The sequence below is a fragment of the Nonomuraea sp. NPDC001684 genome, from assembly GCF_053596515.1.
In genome coordinates this window covers 25,133-40,451 of sequence record NZ_JBSFGJ010000041.1, presented here as the reverse complement: position 1 = coordinate 40,451, position 15,319 = coordinate 25,133, and the positions used below count along the sequence as shown (strand labels likewise).

Annotated in this window: 11 protein-coding genes; 5 read left to right on the top strand and 6 right to left on the bottom strand. The window is 71.8% G+C overall.

Annotation, left to right across the window (positions count from 1 at the left end):
- From ACWCSD_RS11465 to ACWCSD_RS11440, 6 genes are all read right to left on the bottom strand, one after another.
- The coding region (locus tag ACWCSD_RS11465) for a ComEC/Rec2 family competence protein (RefSeq protein ID WP_449914187.1) at positions 1 to 2,902 on the bottom strand (2,902 nt) is incomplete at its 3' end.
- Position 2,903: 1 nt separating this feature from the next.
- The gene (locus tag ACWCSD_RS11460) at positions 2,904 to 3,545 is read right to left on the bottom strand and encodes a helix-hairpin-helix domain-containing protein (RefSeq protein WP_449914185.1); all 642 of its coding nucleotides are present in this window, start codon (positions 3,543 to 3,545) and stop codon (positions 2,904 to 2,906) included.
- A gap of 759 nt (positions 3,546 to 4,304) precedes the next feature.
- Complete coding sequence (locus ACWCSD_RS11455) at positions 4,305 to 5,120, bottom strand: DegV family protein (protein WP_449914184.1); 816 nt, start codon at positions 5,118 to 5,120, stop codon at positions 4,305 to 4,307.
- Between the two features lie 35 nt (positions 5,121 to 5,155).
- Positions 5,156 to 6,364 (bottom strand): imidazolonepropionase, encoded by a 1,209-nt coding sequence (gene hutI / locus ACWCSD_RS11450; protein WP_125633626.1) that lies wholly within the window; start codon positions 6,362 to 6,364, stop codon positions 5,156 to 5,158.
- 427 nt (positions 6,365 to 6,791) lie between these two features.
- Positions 6,792 to 8,204, bottom strand: a complete 1,413-nt coding sequence (gene hflX / locus ACWCSD_RS11445) for a GTPase HflX (RefSeq protein ID WP_449914191.1) — start codon at positions 8,202 to 8,204, stop codon at positions 6,792 to 6,794.
- A gap of 84 nt (positions 8,205 to 8,288) precedes the next feature.
- A complete protein-coding gene (locus tag ACWCSD_RS11440) occupies positions 8,289 to 8,981 on the bottom strand; it encodes a DUF4097 family beta strand repeat-containing protein (protein WP_397160713.1) in 693 nt (230 codons plus the stop codon).
- Between the two features lie 157 nt (positions 8,982 to 9,138).
- Between ACWCSD_RS11440 and aceB the strand changes: the two genes are divergently transcribed.
- The 5 genes from aceB to ACWCSD_RS11415 are packed head-to-tail and all read left to right on the top strand — an operon-like array spanning position 9,139 to position 15,319.
- Complete coding sequence (gene aceB / locus ACWCSD_RS11435) at positions 9,139 to 10,716, top strand: malate synthase A (RefSeq protein WP_352352432.1); 1,578 nt, start codon at positions 9,139 to 9,141, stop codon at positions 10,714 to 10,716.
- A gap of 19 nt (positions 10,717 to 10,735) precedes the next feature.
- Positions 10,736 to 12,175, top strand: a complete 1,440-nt coding sequence (locus ACWCSD_RS11430; RefSeq protein WP_397160717.1) for an FAD-linked oxidase C-terminal domain-containing protein — start codon at positions 10,736 to 10,738, stop codon at positions 12,173 to 12,175.
- Positions 12,175 to 13,368, top strand: a complete 1,194-nt coding sequence (locus ACWCSD_RS11425; protein ID WP_449914181.1) for an FAD-binding oxidoreductase — start codon at positions 12,175 to 12,177, stop codon at positions 13,366 to 13,368. The genes ACWCSD_RS11430 and ACWCSD_RS11425 overlap by 1 nt, the downstream gene beginning before the upstream one ends.
- Before the next feature lie 2 nt (positions 13,369 to 13,370).
- Positions 13,371 to 14,573 carry a (Fe-S)-binding protein gene (locus ACWCSD_RS11420; protein ID WP_449914189.1) on the top strand — a complete coding sequence of 401 codons (1,203 nt, stop codon included), beginning with the start codon at positions 13,371 to 13,373 and terminating at the stop codon, positions 14,571 to 14,573.
- Between the two features lie 2 nt (positions 14,574 to 14,575).
- Positions 14,576 to 15,319 carry an IclR family transcriptional regulator gene (locus ACWCSD_RS11415; RefSeq protein ID WP_397161071.1) on the top strand — a complete coding sequence of 248 codons (744 nt, stop codon included), beginning with the start codon at positions 14,576 to 14,578 and terminating at the stop codon, positions 15,317 to 15,319.

Here is a 15,319-nt window from a genome sequence, read left to right as displayed (position 1 = left end):
CGGCGCCGAGGCGGTGGAGGAGGGCGAGGGTCGATGTGGCCGGGTGGCCGTAGTCGTTGCCGGCGCCCACGCTGATGAGGGCGGCCCGTGCACCCAGCGAGCCGAGGAAGGCCGGGGACTGGCGATTCGAGCCGTGGTGCGGGGTCTTGAGGATGTCGGCACGCAGGGCGAGGTGGCGTGCGAGATCGTCTTGTGCTTCGGTCTCCAGGTCTCCGGCGAGCAGGGCGGAACCGGCACGCCAGCGTACATGGATCACGACGCTGGAGTTGTTGATCACACTGCCTTCGCCTTGGCCGTTGCTCCCGCCTGACGTCGGGTCAGGGGCGACGACGGTGAGCTCGGACGGGCCGAACCGCCATCGCGTGCCAGGTTCCGCGTCCCCTTCGGGGATCCGGTGTCGAGCCAGTACGGCCGAGATCCGCGCGCTGGACTGCACCGCCGTCGGCCGAGGGCTGACGATCACGGCTCCCACGCGTCGGTTCCTGAGCACGCCTGGCAGGCCGTCCACGTGGTCGGCGTGCGGATGGGTCAGGACGAGCAGGGGAACGTCCTCGACTCCGAGTCTGCGCAGGCATCGATCCATGACGACCGGGTCCGGGCCGGTGTCCACGACCACGCCTCGTCCAGGTCCGGCCGCCACCACCAGCCCGTCGCCCTGCCCGACGTCGCACATCACCATCAACCAGCCCTTGGGCGGCCAAGCTCCCGCCAGCGGACGGATCACCAGCACGGCGACCAGAGCGGCGCCTGCCGTCAGCAGCGCCATCGTCCGCCAGCGGCGGTGCCTGAGCACCGGGATCGCGACGGCCACGGCGAGGGCGAGGAGCGCCAGACCGGGGAGGCCGCCCGGCCAGGGCAGGGTGGCGAGAGGGACGTTCACGGCCCAGCGAGCCACGGTGACGATCCAGCCCACCGCGTATCCGGCCGGGATGACCAGCATGGCGGCGGCGTCCGGCCAGATCGGGGCCACCAGGGCGGCGGCGAAACCGAGCAGGGTCGCGGGAGCCACGGCGGGAGCCACGAGCAGGTTGGCGGGCACCGCCACCAACGTCAACTGACCCGACATGAGCACCAGGACGGGGGTCACGGCCGCTTGCGCGGCAGCCGACACGGCCAGCGCCTCCGCCAGCCATCTCGGCAAGCGGCGCATCCTTGCGACGGCACGTCCTCGACCGGTGGACGCGTCTTCGAGGGGAGAGGTCGCGCGGCAGTCGCCGGCCTCTTTAGATGCACTTGCCGCACGCCCCTGTACGTTGCCGCGTTCCCTTCCCTTCTCCGGTTTCCGGTCTGTCGTCGTGGGCGCTTCGGTGGCGTCGCGGTCGCCGGTCTTCGTCGGTGGTGGAGTGGAGAGTTTGTCGCGCCAGCGTGGTGCGAGGAGGAGGATGCCGGCGGTGGCCGCGACCGAGAGGGCGAAGCCGTACGAACGTGCCAGTTCCGGCGCGAACAGCACCAGCAAGAGGACGGTTGCCGAGAGGGCGGCGAGGCCGTCCTTCGCCCGCCCGGTGCCCAGGGCGAGGGCGGCGGCCAGGCCCATCAGCAGGGCACGCAGAACGCTCGGGGACGGCCTGGCCACCACGGTGAACGCGAGCATCGCGACAGCCGCGAAGACGGCTCTCAGCGGCAGGGAGAGGCCGACCAGGCGGGAGAGCGCCAGGGCGGCGCCTGCGACGATGGCGAGGTTCGCGCCGCTTACGGCGTTCAGGTGGCTCAGGCCCGCTTCTTTGAGGTCGGCGGCCACTTGAGGGTCGATGCGGGAGACGTCTCCGACGACCAGGCCTGGCAGGAGGCCGCGCTGGTCGGGCGGGAGAGGGTCGGCGGCTGTCCGGAGGCCGGTTCTGAGGGTGCCCGCCATGGTCTGCATGGACGAAGGCGGCGTCAGGATGCGGGGCTCGCCTCGTACCAGGAGGATGGCTGCCACCAGGTCGCCGGGCGTTGGTCGCGCCAGGCGGCCGGTGACCTGCAGGCGTTGGCTCGGCAGCAGGGTGCTCCAGGCATTGCCGCCGGCGAACACCGTGATGGGGACGTCGACGGCCTGGCGCTCCGGTGGCGTGGACGCCTCCGCCACACCTCCGTCACTGCCTCCAGGGACGTCGGGACGGTTCTCCTCAGGTCGACCGGCAGCGGATCTGCCTCTCCGCCCCGCAGCCGACTCGATGATCTTGAGAGTGGCCGGGATCACGTAGCTGTCCCGATTGAAGTGGCCGCTTCTGCGTGGCCTGCGCTTCGGGTCGTCGGACAGGACGATCTGAGCGGTCACGTTCGCGTTCCTGGCGGCGAGTTCAGCCACTGGACCGGTGGTCAGCGCCTGGACGCGGAAGGCGACAGACGCGGAGGCCGCCGCCGCGCAGATGAGTGTCGCGAGCACCACGTTCCGCCAAGCCCCCGAGAAGGGCGAAGGCCGACCGGGAGGGATCCGTCCTGAGGGAGGGGGCGACGAACGTAGCGAACGGCGGCGCCTGAACGGCAGGAACAGTGGAAGGGCGGACAGAACGGATCCGGACGACGCAGGCAGGAACCTGCTGATCAGCGAACCGATGAGGGGCCAGCGGGTGAACGGCGAGCGGGTGCGCCAGGTCAGGACGCCTGCGGCCAGGGCGGTGATGGCAGCTGTCGTCATACCCACCATGGGCGATTGGCCGAGCATGATCAGGGCACTGGCCCAAGCGGACAGCGCCGGGAGGACCAGCGTCCAGGAGCGCTTCTGCTCGCCGCCGTCTGCGGTGGCGAGGCGCAGAGGGTCGGTGGCGGCAGGGCGCGGAGGATCGGTGGTGGCGAGACTCAGAGGGACGGTGGCGGCAGGGCGCAGAGGATCGGTGGTGGCGAGACTCAGAGGGACGGTGGTGGCGGGGCGCATGGGGATTTCAGAAGGGCCGGGGGCCGAGGGGGCGTCGAAGGGCGGCATGTCAGACGCGGACCTTCGGCTTGATTTCTTCATACTTTCTCGGGCCGATGCCACTCACCTCGCGGAGCTGATCCACGCTGGTGAAGCCGCCGTGGGCGGTACGGAACTCCGCGATCCTGGCGGCCAGCACCTCTCCCACTCCCGGGAGTTCTTCCAGTTGGGCGGGGGTGGCGGCGTTGAGGTCGAGGATGGCTGTGGCGGGGTCCGCGCCGGGATATCCGGGAGGTACGGCGGCAACGACCGCAGAGGGGGCACCCACGATGATCTGCTCTCCGTCGATCAGGCGCCGGGCCAGGTTGAGGGGGCCCGTGGAGGCGCCGTGTTTGAGCCCGCCCGCCGCCGTCACCGCGTCCGTCACGCGAGAACCCTGCGGGAGCAGGTAGACGCCGGGGTTGCGGACCTTGCCCGCCACCTGGACGGTCACCTTTGCGGCAGTGGGTGACGGGGATGGAGGGGTTATCGCGGGTGGCGGCGGGAGGGGTTCCGGAGTGGGCTGGGAGCGCCAGACGAAGAAGACTGCGACCGCGACGGCCAGGGCGCCGACCGCGACGAGCACGCGCAGCCCGGGCTTGCTGAGGTCGATGGTGCTGGACGGCTGGGCCGAGGTGATGGCGTCGCGGAACGCTTGGAAGGTCGGGGGCATGGGTGCTGGGCTGCCTGTGACCCGCCGAGGGATGTGCGGCAGCGCCCCTGCGGCGGCCTGGGGCTCGATCCCCGGCCCGCTCCGACGCCCAACCCGACGCTCGGCTCTGGGGACGCTCCCCTCCGGCTCATCCTGCCGCTCTGGCTGCTGCTCAGGCTGCGACATCGCCTGAGGCCCCGCCGAACGCCCGCCCCACGATTCAGGCCCAGGCTCACCCCACAGCTCGGACGAAGGCTCACCCCCGCCCCCACTCCCCGGCTCGCAGGAAGGCGCAACCCCACGGTCGCCCCACAGCTCGGAAGCTGACTCAACCCCACGCCCATCCCACCGCTCGGAGGAGGGCTCAACCCCGCGCCCATCCCACCGCCCGGGAGACGCGAACGCAGGAGCACCGAGCATAGGAGCACCGAGCGCAGGAGAAGCGCTCACGGAAGAGGCGGACGCAGAAGAAGTAGGCGCAGAGGGTGGTGGGGATGCGCTGAGTCGGGAGGTCGGAAGGTTCTGGGCCTCGTCGCCGTATGGATGTCGGTTGCGTCGTCCCGGACGCGGCCGCCGGGCAGGACTCGTGATCGACCGGAGCCTGGATTCGGCTATGGTCCGCTCTGCCGTCGGGTCCTGAGATCGCACGCCGACGAACCTAGGGATGTCACCCCCACCTCCGAGCTACCGAACCGAATTCTGGGGACGACGGAGCCAGGACACGAGACGACTGTGGAAAACACAGCACTGACCAGCCGAAGGCCCTCAAAAGAAGCCGGTTTACCCCTCGTACGCCGTAACAGTCACCCCCAGCATCCCCGGCCCCACATGAGCCCCGATCACCGCCCCCACCTCCACCACCCGCACCTCACGAACCCCCGCCACCCGCTTCGACAACCGCTCCCCCAACGCCTCGGCCCGCCCCCGAGCCCCCATGTGCTGCACCGCCACCCCGGCCCCGCCCAGCTCCACGGCCGCCTCCACCGCCAGGTCCTCCAGCCGTGCGATCGCCCGTCCCGACGTCCGCACCTTCTCCAGCAGGGAGATGCGCCCGTCCACGATGTGCAGCAGCGGTTTGATCATGAGCGCCGACCCGAACAACGACGTGGCGGCGCCGATGCGGCCGCTCCGTCTCAGGTACTCCAGGGTGTCCACGTAGAAGAAGGTCCGGGTGACGGCGGCGGTGCGGCGGGCGGCGTCGGCCACGTCGCCCAAGGAGGCTCCTGCGGCGGCCGAGCGCGCCGCCGCCAGCACGGGATAGCCCAGGCCCATCGCGATGGACCGGCTGTCGATCACTTCCACCGGCACCGGCGCGTCCTTGGCCGCCGCGAGGGCGGACTCGACGGTGCCGGACAGTTCGCCGGACAGGTGGATCGAGACCACGCCCGTGGCGCCGGCGGCGGCCAGCTCGTCGTAGCAGGCCGCGAAGCGCGCGGGCGACGGCCGTGAGGTGGTGACGGTGGCCAGGTCGCCCGTGAAGGTGTCTTCGTCGCGCGGGATGCCGCGGGCGACCACTTGTACCGGCACCACCGTCACACCGGGCACAGCGGGCAGGTAAGCGGTGGAATCGGTGACAACGGCGACAGAGGGCGGCATATCCCGAGATTAGCCACCCGTTCCCGACTCCGGGATTACTGGACCGGCGTGCCGCCCCGCCAGACCCGGCGCGGCTTGAGCCCGAAGGACCAGGCGAAGGCGCCTTCGTGGTCGGCGTCCCACTGGACGATGTCGGCCAGCCGCCCGGGAGCCAGCACCCCGCGGTCGGGCGCCCCGAGGACGGTCGCGCCGCCCAGCGTGGCCGCGCGCAGCGCGTCGTTGACGCTCATGCCGAACGCCGACACCGCCATGGCGATGACCAGCGACATCGAGGTGATGCCGCAGTAGCCGGGGTTGTGGTCGCTGCCGAGGGCGATCTGCACGCCGTGCTTGATCATCTGACGGACCGGCGGCACGTGGCCGCGCTGCAGCGCCGTGGCCGGGCAGACCACCGCGGGCACGCCGTAGCGGGACATGATCGCGATGTCCTCGTCGGACATGTGGTGCAGGCCGTCGGCGGAGGCGCAGCCGAGCTCGGCGGCCAGCTGCACGGCGCCGCGACGGCTGAACAGGCCGGCGTGGATGCGCGGGAGCAGCCCCACGTTGCGGCCCGAGGCGAGGACCCAGCGGGACTCCTCGGTGGTGAAGTGGCCCTCGTCGCAGTAGACGTCGACGCTGTCGGCGCCGGCCGCCGCCGCGTCGGCGCACCAGGCGCCCACGGCCTCGACGTACTCGCGCTGGCGGCCGAAGTACTCGGGAGGCACGACGTGCGCCGCGAGGAAGGTGACGTGCACCCGCGGCATCATCGGCTCCTTCTCCAGCTCGCGCAGGAGCCGCACGTCGGCCAGCTCGCCGTCGCGGGTGAGGTGGTAGCCGGTCTTGGCCTCGACGGTGGTGGTGCCGCTGAGCAGCCAGCTCCGCAGCCGCTCGCGCACGCCGTTGCACAACGTCCAGGGGTCGGTGCCGCGCGTCACGGTGACGGTGGAGCCGACGCCGCCGCCGGCCGCGGTGATCGAGGCCGCGCTGGAGCCGCCGGTGCGGATGGCCAGCTCGGCGTAGCGGTTGCCGGCGTAGACCGGATGCGTGTGGGCGTCGATGAGGCCGGGCGTGACGAGCGCGCCGCCGAGGTTCTCCACGTGGTCGACGTCGACGATGTCGTCGACGACGCCGGGCACGCTCTGCGGGAGGTCGGGCGCCCGCCCGACCCAGGCGATGCGGTCGTTGTGCACGAGGATGGCCGCGTTGCTGAGGACCTCGTTACCCGTCCACAGGCGGCCGATGTTGGTCAAGAGCCGAACGGTCATCGCACCACCGCCCCCTGCAGGCGCAGCACCCAGCGCACGGCCTGTGCCGCGCCCACTGAGTCCGCTCCGGGTCCGGACGACATGGGGGGTCTCCTGCTCTCATCCGCGTGATGTTGTGCGGTGACCGTATCGCCGGAGACGTGACCCGGCGATTTCAGTTCAGTTACGTTATTTCACAGCCGGGCTTGGTGTACAGGGTTATTCGGAAGAAAGACCACTCATCCCATCCGTCACCCAGCCACGCCTTGCCCCCCTGGCCCCCGCTGACGACTGCCACACTCAACGTCATCATCCGAAACCCAGAACCGAAACCAAAAAACCAGACCAACGTTAGGTCTGGCCATCCTAGCAACCCCAGGGTTCCGGGACCACTGCACTATTTGGGCAGCTCTGCGCTACTTTGAGCGAGAGCTGCCCAGCCGTCCCGCTAAGAGACGCGTTCGACCGGCTTGCCTACCCGCTCCAGCTCCTGGAACAGGCTCGGCAGCACGCGGGCGTGCAGGACGGTGCCGTCCTGGACGTGTTCCACCGAGAGCACCTCGCCCTCCTTGTGGGCCCGCGAGACCAGGTCGCCCCGGTCGTAGGGCACCAGCAGGTGGACCTCGTGATCGAGGCGCGGCAGCCGCTCCTCGATGAGCCGCATGAGCTCGGGGACGCCCTTGCCGGTGTGGGCGGAGACCACGATGCTGTCGCGCTCGCGCCTGGCGATGCGGTCGAGCACCTCCTGGTCGGCCGCGTCGGCCTTGTTGATCACCACGACCTCGGGCACCTCGGAGGCGCCCTCGATGTCGGCGAACACCTCGCGGACGGCCGCGAGCTGACCCTCGGGGTCGGGGTGCGAGCCGTCGACGACGTGCAGGATCAGGTCGGCGTCGGCGACCTCCTCCAGCGTGGACCGGAACGCCTCGACGAGCTGGTGGGGCAGGTGGCGCACGAAGCCGACGGTGTCGGCGATCGTGAACAGCCGGCCCTCCGGCGTGCGGGCGCGGCGCACGGTCGGGTCGAGCGTGGCGAACAGCGCGTCCTCGACCAGCACGCCCGCACCGGTGATGCGGTTGAGCAGCGAGGACTTGCCCGCGTTGGTGTAGCCCGCGATGGCCACGGCCGGGACCTCGCGCCGCTGGCGCCGGTGGCGCATGGTCTCGCGCGAGGTGGACATGCCGCTGATCTGGCGGCGCAGCTTGGACATGCGGTCGCGGATGCGGCGCCGGTCGAGCTCGATCTTGGTCTCACCGGGGCCGCGGCCGCCGATGCCCACGCCGCCCGCGGCGCGACCGCCGACCTGACGGGACAGGTTGCCGCCCCAGCCTCGCAGACGCGGCAGCAGGTACTGCAGCTGCGCCAGCTCGACCTGGGCCTTGCCCTCACGGCTCTTGGCGTGCTGGGCGAAGATGTCGAGGATCAGCGCCGTACGGTCGATGACCTTGACCTTGACCGTCTCCTCCAGCTGGCGGAGCTGGCCGGGGGTCAGCTCGCCGTCGCAGATCACGGTGTCGGCGCCGGTCGACTCGACCACGTCGCGCAGCTCCAGGGCCTTGCCCGAGCCGATGTAGGTGGCCGGGTCGGGCTTCTGGCGCCGCTGGATGAGCCCTTCGAGCACCTCGGACCCGGCGGTCTCGGCCAGGAGCTTGAGCTCCAGCAGGGAGTTCTCGGCGTCTTCGGCGGTTCCGGAGGTCCAGACACCGACGAGGACGACCCGCTCGAGCCGCAGCTGCCGGTACTCGACCTCGGAGACATCCTGGAGTTCGGTGGAGAGGCCCGCCACGCGGCGCAGCGCCTGGCGCTCCTCGAGGTCCATGTCGCCGGTCTCGAACTCGTCGAGCGCGGTGTATTCGTGCATTCGTGTCATCTCTATGAGGGAACGTCTGGACACCTCGGTGTCTTCCCACGATGGTGGCACGACATCCCCGGCGTCATCACCTGGTTATCCCGCCGAGAGTGTCACGTTGCCGGAACTGGCGGTCAGCGAGATCTTGTGGGGGGAGCTCGGGTCGGACTTGACCGAGACGGTGGCGTCGCCGGAGTCCACGTCGGTCTTCACGTCGTAGGACCCCGTGGGCACCCTCAGGACGACGTCGCCCGAGTCGGCCCGCAGCTCCGCGCTGTCCGGCGCGGTGGCGTACTTGAGCTCGACGTTGCCCGAGTCGGCCTGGACGTACACCTTCTTGCCGGTCATGCCGGAGCCTTCGAGGTCGCCGGAGTCGAGCTTCGCGTCGAGCTGACCGCTCAGCGCCCGCAAGGTGATGTCACCCGAGTCGCTGTCGAGGTCGACGGCCAGTCCCCTGGGGATCTCGATCTTGTAGTCGACGCTGCAGTTCCCCCAGTTGGACGGGCAGTCGTACGTCACGAAAAGCGCCTGGCCCTCGACCTTGTGCTGCGGCTTGGGCTTGTCGTCGCCTCGCCAGCGCAACGTCTCGACGACCCGGACGGCGGTGCCGTCGGTCTCGGTGATCACCGTGTCGCCGGCGTCGCTCTTCAACTGCAGCTTGGAAACCTTGTCCGTCACCTGGTAGGACACGGTGTCCTGGTTCGTGGAACCGCCGAAGCTCTCGATCCGGCAACCCGTCAGCACCAGCGCGGCGGCCAGCAGCCCGCCCGCCACAGCAATCGTCTTCATGCCCCCGATCCTTTCGCGGGCATGACCCCCTCCGCATCGGGGATGCCCCCGAAGACGCCCCAGGGGTACCCCAGCCTTTGACCCGGGAACCCTGAGCGGAGTAGCTTCACTTCCGCAATCCAGAATCAGTTTTCCACTCTACGGAAAAGAGGGGGACATGGAGATCACCGGCCCGATGCTCGAACGGTTCGACGAGATCCTCACGCCGGAGGCGCTCGGCTTCGTGGCGGCTCTCCAGCGGGAGTTCGGCGCCAGGCGGCTGGAGCTGCTCGAAGCCCGCCAGACCCGTCAGGCGGAGCTGTCGGCCGGCGGGACGCTCGACTTCCTGCCGGAGACCAAGGAGGTCAGGGAGGGCGACTGGCAGGTCGCGCCGCCGGCCCCGGGCCTGGAGGACCGCCGTGTCGAGATCACCGGGCCGGTCGACAGGAAGATGACGATCAACGCGCTCAACTCCGGCGCCAAGGTGTGGCTGGCCGACTTCGAGGACGCCAACTCGCCCCTGTGGGAGAACTGCGTGTCCGGGCAGCTCAACCTGCGCGAGGCGCTCGACCGGGCGATCGACTTCGAGACGGGCGGCAAGACGTACGCGTTGCGGCCCGACGACGAGCTGGCCACGATCGTGGTGCGCCCGCGCGGCTGGCACCTGGACGAGAAGCACGCCCAGGTGGACGGGCGGCCGGTGTCGGCGTCGCTGTTCGACTTCGGGCTCTACTTCTTCCACTGCGCGCAGCGTCAGCTCGACAAGGGCAAGGGGCCGTACTTCTACCTGCCGAAGATGGAGTCGCACCTGGAGGCGCGACTCTGGAACGACGTGTTCACCCGGGCCCAGGAGCTCCTGGGCATCCCGTACGGCACCATCAGGGCGACCGTGCTCATCGAGACCTATCCGGCGGCGTTCGAGATGGAGGAGATCCTCTACGAGCTGCGCGACCACTCGGCCGGGCTCAACGCGGGCCGCTGGGACTACCTGTTCAGCGTGATCAAGAAGTTCCGCACGCGGGGGCGGGAGTTCCTGCTGCCCGAGCGGAACGCGGTGACGATGACCGCGCCGTTCATGCGGGCCTACACCGAGCTGCTGGTGCGCACGTGTCACAAGCGCGGCGCGCACGCCATCGGCGGGATGGCGGCGTTCATCCCCTCCCGGCGCGACCCCGAGGTCAACGCGGTGGCGCTGGAGAAGGTGCGGGCGGACAAGACGCGCGAGTCGGGCGACGGGTTCGACGGCTCCTGGGTGGCGCACCCCGACCTCGTGCCGGTGTGCCGCGAGGTGTTCGACGGCGTCCTGGGGGCGCGGCCCAACCAGCTCGACCGGCTGCGCGAGGACGTCCGCGTCTCGGCCGCCGACCTGCTGTCGGTCTCCGAGACGCCCGGCGAGATCACCGAGACGGGCCTGCGCAACAACGTCGACGTGGCCCTGCGCTACCTGGCCGCCTGGATGGGCGGGCTGGGCGCGGTCGCGATCCACAACCTCATGGAGGACGCCGCGACGGCCGAGATCTCCCGTTCGCAGATCTGGCAGTGGATCCACAACGACATCACGCTGGCCGACACCGGCGAGCAGGTGACCAAGGAGCTGGTCGAGCGGATCATCGCCGAGGAGCTGGCCCGGATCTCGGCCGAGCCGGGCTACGACGAGCGGCTGTTCGGGCAGGCGACGGCGCTGTTCAAGGAGGTCGCGCTGGACGACGACTTCGCCGAGTTCCTGACGCTGCCGGCGTACGCCCAGATGCCGTAGATGTGCTGGAGAGTGACTGGTGCTCGACACGCTGACGGCGGCGCTGCGCTCGCTGCTGCCTCCCGACTCGGTGATCACCGATCCGGTACGCCTGCGCACCTACGAGTGCGACGGGCTGACCAGCCACCGGGCGACGCCGGGCGTGGTCGTGCTGCCCGCGACCGCCGAGCAGGTCGCCGGGGTCGTCCGGATGTGCAACGACTTCGGGGTGCCGTTCGTGGCCAGAGGGTCGGGCACGGGCCTGTCCGGCGGCGCGCTCCCCCGCGAGGACGGCGTGCTCATCGTCACCTCGAAGATGCGCCGGATCCTGGAGATCGACCTGCCCAACCGCAGGGCCGTGGTCGAGCCGGGCGTGACGAACCTGGCGATCACCGAGGCCGTGCGCGACGCGGGCTACTACTACGCCCCCGACCCCTCCAGCCAGCAGGTCTGCTCGATCGGCGGCAACGTGGCGGAGAACTCCGGCGGCGCCCACTGCCTCAAGTACGGCTTCACCGTCAACCACGTCGAGGCGTGCGAGATCGTCACCCCCGACGGCGACCTGGTCGTCCTCGACCGCATGGACCCGGGCTACGACCTGCTCGGCGCGTTCGTCGGCTCGGAGGGCACGCTGGGCATCGCCACCAGGATCACCGTGCGGCTGAGCCGGGCGCCGGAGGCGGTGACCACGGTGCTGGCCGCGTTCGAGGACATCGAGCGGGGCGGCCGGGCGGTGTCGGCGATCATCGGGGCGGGCATCGTGCCGGCCGCGATCGAGATGATGGACGCGCTGGCCATCGAGGCCGCCGAGGCGGCGGTCGCCTGCTCCTACCCGCGGGGGGCGGGCGCGGTGCTGATCGTCGAGCTGGACGGGCCGCGGGAGTCGGTCGAGCGGGAGTTCGCGCGGCTGACGGAGATCTGCTCGGACGCCTTCGAGCTGCGTGTGGCGGCCGGTCCCGAGGAGCGCGCGGCCATCTGGAAGGGGCGCAAGTCGGCCTTCGCCGCGGTCGGCCGGATCAGCCCGGCCTACATCGTCCAGGACGGCGTCGTGCCGCGCACGTCGCTGCCGGGCGTGCTGGCGGCCATCGACCGGCTCTCGCGCGAGCACGGCATCAGGGTGGCCAACGTCTTCCACGCCGGCGACGGCAACCTGCACCCGCTGGTGCTGTTCGACGACGCCGAGCCGGGGGCGGGCGAGCGGGCCGAGGCGGTCTCGGGCGCGATCCTCGACCTGTGCGTCGAGCACGGCGGCTCGATCACCGGCGAGCACGGCGTCGGGGTGGACAAGGCCCGCTACATGCCGAAGATGTTCACCGGCGCCGATCTGGACACCATGCAGCTCGTCCGGTGCGCGTTCGACCCGGGCGGGCTGTCCAACCCGGGCAAGGTGTTCCCCACGCCGCGGTTGTGCGGCGAGGTGCCGGGCGTGCGCAAGGGCGCGCACCCGCTGGTCGAGTCGGGCAGGGCGGAGCAGTTCTGATGGCGGATCCGTTCTCGGGCGCCGGCGTGCCGGTCAGGGCGGCCGGGCCCGAAGACCCGGCGCAGGAGTGGGGGGCCCGGTGGGTGGCGCTGCCGGGGACCGTCGAGGAGGTCGCCGCCGTGCTGCGCGCGTGCGCCGCGGCCGGCCTGGCGGCGGTGCCCGCGGGAGGCGGCACGAAGCTGCACTGGGGTCCGCCGCCGGAGCGGTGCGACGTGCTGCTCGGCCTGTCCCGCCTGAACGCGGTCCTGGAGCACGCGGCGGGCGACCTGGTGGTGCGCGCGCAGGCCGGCGTGCGGACGGCGGCACTGGCCGCGGCGCTCGCGGCGCGCGGGCAGGAGCTGGCGCTCGACGTGCCGTTCGCCGAGCAGGCCACCGTCGGCGGCACCCTCGCCGCCGCCCTGCCGGGCCCTCGCGCCTTCCGCTACGGCACCGCCCGCGACCTGCTCATCGGCGTCACGGTGGTGCTGGCCGACGGCACGGTCGCCCGGTCGGGCGGCAAGGTGGTCAAGAACGTCGCCGGCTACGACCTCGGCAAGCTGTTCACCGGCTCGTACGGCACCCTCGGGGTGATCGCGGAGGCCACGTTCCGGCTGCATCCGCTGCCCGGCGAGCGGTGCTGGGTGGTCGCCGGAATGCCCGCGGACGACGTGCCGGGCGTCGCGGCGGCGCTGGCGGCCGCGCAGGCCGAGCCGAGCGCGGTCGAGGTGGACCGTCCGGAGCCGGGCGGGCCGGTGACGCTGGCGGTGCTGGTGGAGGGCACGGCCGCGCGGGCACGCGCCGAGACGCTGCGCGACCTGACCGGCGGCGGGGCGGTGACCGGCGAGCCGCCGTCCTGGTGGGGGGTCGTCCCACGGGGTGAGGTGCTGGTCGAGGTGCGTTTTCCGCCCGCGGCGGCCGGCGCCGTGCTGCGGGCGGCGGAAGGGTGCGGCCTGTCGTTGCGCGGGTCGGTGGTCGCCGGCCGGGTGCTGCTGGAGCCGGGCGCGCCCGTCGCCGGGGACGCGCTGCCCGGCCTGGTGAGCGGGCTGCGGGAGCGGGTCGAGGCCGCGGGCGGCCGGGTGAACGTGCTGGCCGCGCCGTACGCCGGGGTCGACAGGTGGGGGCGGGTGAGCGCGCTGCCGTTGATGCGGCGGGTCAAGGAACGGTTCGACCCCGGGCGCATGATGTCGCCCGGACGGCTGGCGGGAGGCCTGTGACCATGGACCCGGAGCTGATCGGCGACTGCGTGCACTGCGGGTTCTGCCTGCCGACGTGCCCGACGTACGCGTTGTGGGGCGAGGAGATGGACTCGCCGCGCGGGCGCATCCACCTGATGAAGCAGCACGTCGAGGGCGTTCCGGTCACCCCGGAGATGGCCGGGCACTTCGACGCCTGCCTGGGCTGCATGGCGTGCGTCACGGCGTGCCCGTCGGGCGTGCGCTACGACCGGCTGATCGAGCAGACGCGCGCCGAGGTCGAGCGCACGCACGTCCGCGAGCCGCGGGATCGGGCGGTGCGGGAGATCGTGTTCAGCCTGTTCCCCCACCCGCGCAGGCTGCGGCTGCTGCGGCCGACGATGTGGCTGGCCGGGCGGATGGCGCCGTTCCTGACGCGGGTCCATCCGAGTCTGGGGGCCATGGCCGCGCTCGCGCCGCGCGTGGAGCACCGGCAGCGCCTGCCGCGCCTGGTCAGGGCCAGGGGCAGGCGCAGGGCCGTGGTCGGGATGCTCACCGGGTGCGTGCAGGGCGAGTTCTTCCCGCAGGTGAACGCGGCCACCGCGCGGGTGCTCGCGCTGGAGGGCTGCGACGTGCTCGTTCCGGCCGGGCAGGGCTGCTGCGGGGCGCTCAGCGTGCACGCCGGGCGCGCCGATCAGGCCCGGCGGCTGGCCCGCCGGACGGTCAGGGCGTTCCGGCGGGCGGGGGTCGAGACGGTCGTGGTGAACGCGGCCGGCTGCGGCTCCGTCATGAAGGAGTACGGCGAGCTGTTCGGCGCCGATCCCGGGTTCCGGGTGCGGGACCTGTCGGAGTTCCTGGCCGAGCTGGGCCCGGCGGCCAGGCGGCATCCGCTGCCGCTCACCGTCGCCTACCACGACGCCTGTCACCTGGCCCACGCCCAGGGCGTCCGGGCGCAGCCGCGCGAGCTGCTGCGCGGCATCCCCGGGCTGGAGCTGCGGGAGGTCCCCGAGTCGGCGATCTGCTGCGGATCGGCGGGGACGTACAACATCCTGCAACCGGAGGCGGCCCGCGACCTCGGCGACCGGAAGGCCGGGGCGGTCGCCTCGACCGGGGCCGAGCTGCTGGTCTCGGCCAATCCGGGATGCACGATGCAGATCGCCACGGCGATGCGCCGGGCCGGGAAGGAGATCAGGGTGGCCCACACCGCCGAAGTGCTGGACGCCTCCCTGCGCGGGGTGTCGCTGTGAGCGTGCAGTCGGTCGAGCGGGCGCTCGACGTGCTGGAGGCGCTGGCCGAGCACGGCGGCGAGGCGGGGCTGTCGGAGATAGCGGCGCGGACGGGCCTGCCGTACGGGACCATCCACCGGCTGCTGCAGACGCTGCTCGCCCGCGGCTACGTGCGCCAGGAGTCCGACCGCCGGTACGCGCTGGGCGGCGGGCTGGTCCGCCTGGGCGGCATCGCGGAGAGCATGGTGGGCGGGTGGGCGCAGCCGTACCTGACGCGGATGGTGGAGCTGTCCGGCGAGACGGCGAACCTGGCGGTGCTCGAAGGCGACTTCGTCGTCTACGTGGCGCAGGTGCCCTCGCCGCGCAGGCTGCGCATGTTCGCCGAGGTCGGCAGGCGGGTGCTGCCGCACAGCACGGCCGTGGGCAAGGCGCTGCTGGCCGGGCGGGCGGCCGCGGAGGCGATGGCGGTGTTCGAGCGTACGGGCATGCCGCGGCGCACCCCGAACACGATCACCGACGCGGCCGGCATGCTGGCCGAGCTCGGCCGGGTCAAGGAGCGCGGCTACGCGACGGACCTGGGTGAGGAGGAGCTGGGCGTCCACTGCCTGGCGGTGCCCGTCCGGGACGGCGAGCGGGTGGTGGCCGCGATGTCGGTGTCGGGGCCGGCCGAGCGCATCGACGCCCTCGACCGCGACGAGCTGGCCGAGGGCATGCGGAGGATCGCCGCCGACTTCGGCCGCGAGCTCGCCCCGGCCTCGTCGAAGTAG

Coding starts and splice junctions, on each gene's coding strand:
- ACWCSD_RS11460 (WP_449914185.1), bottom strand. CDS start 3,545: ATGCCCCCGACCTTCCAAGCGTTCCGCGACGCCATCACCTCGGCCCAG.
- ACWCSD_RS11455 (WP_449914184.1), bottom strand. CDS start 5,120: ATGCCGCCCTCTGTCGCCGTTGTCACCGATTCCACCGCTTACCTGCCC.
- hutI (WP_125633626.1), bottom strand. CDS start 6,364: ATGACCGTTCGGCTCTTGACCAACATCGGCCGCCTGTGGACGGGTAAC.
- hflX (WP_449914191.1), bottom strand. CDS start 8,204: ATGCACGAATACACCGCGCTCGACGAGTTCGAGACCGGCGACATGGAC.
- ACWCSD_RS11440 (WP_397160713.1), bottom strand. CDS start 8,981: ATGAAGACGATTGCTGTGGCGGGCGGGCTGCTGGCCGCCGCGCTGGTG.
- aceB (WP_352352432.1), top strand. CDS start 9,139: ATGGAGATCACCGGCCCGATGCTCGAACGGTTCGACGAGATCCTCACG.
- ACWCSD_RS11425 (WP_449914181.1), top strand. CDS start 12,175: ATGGCGGATCCGTTCTCGGGCGCCGGCGTGCCGGTCAGGGCGGCCGGG.
- ACWCSD_RS11420 (WP_449914189.1), top strand. CDS start 13,371: ATGGACCCGGAGCTGATCGGCGACTGCGTGCACTGCGGGTTCTGCCTG.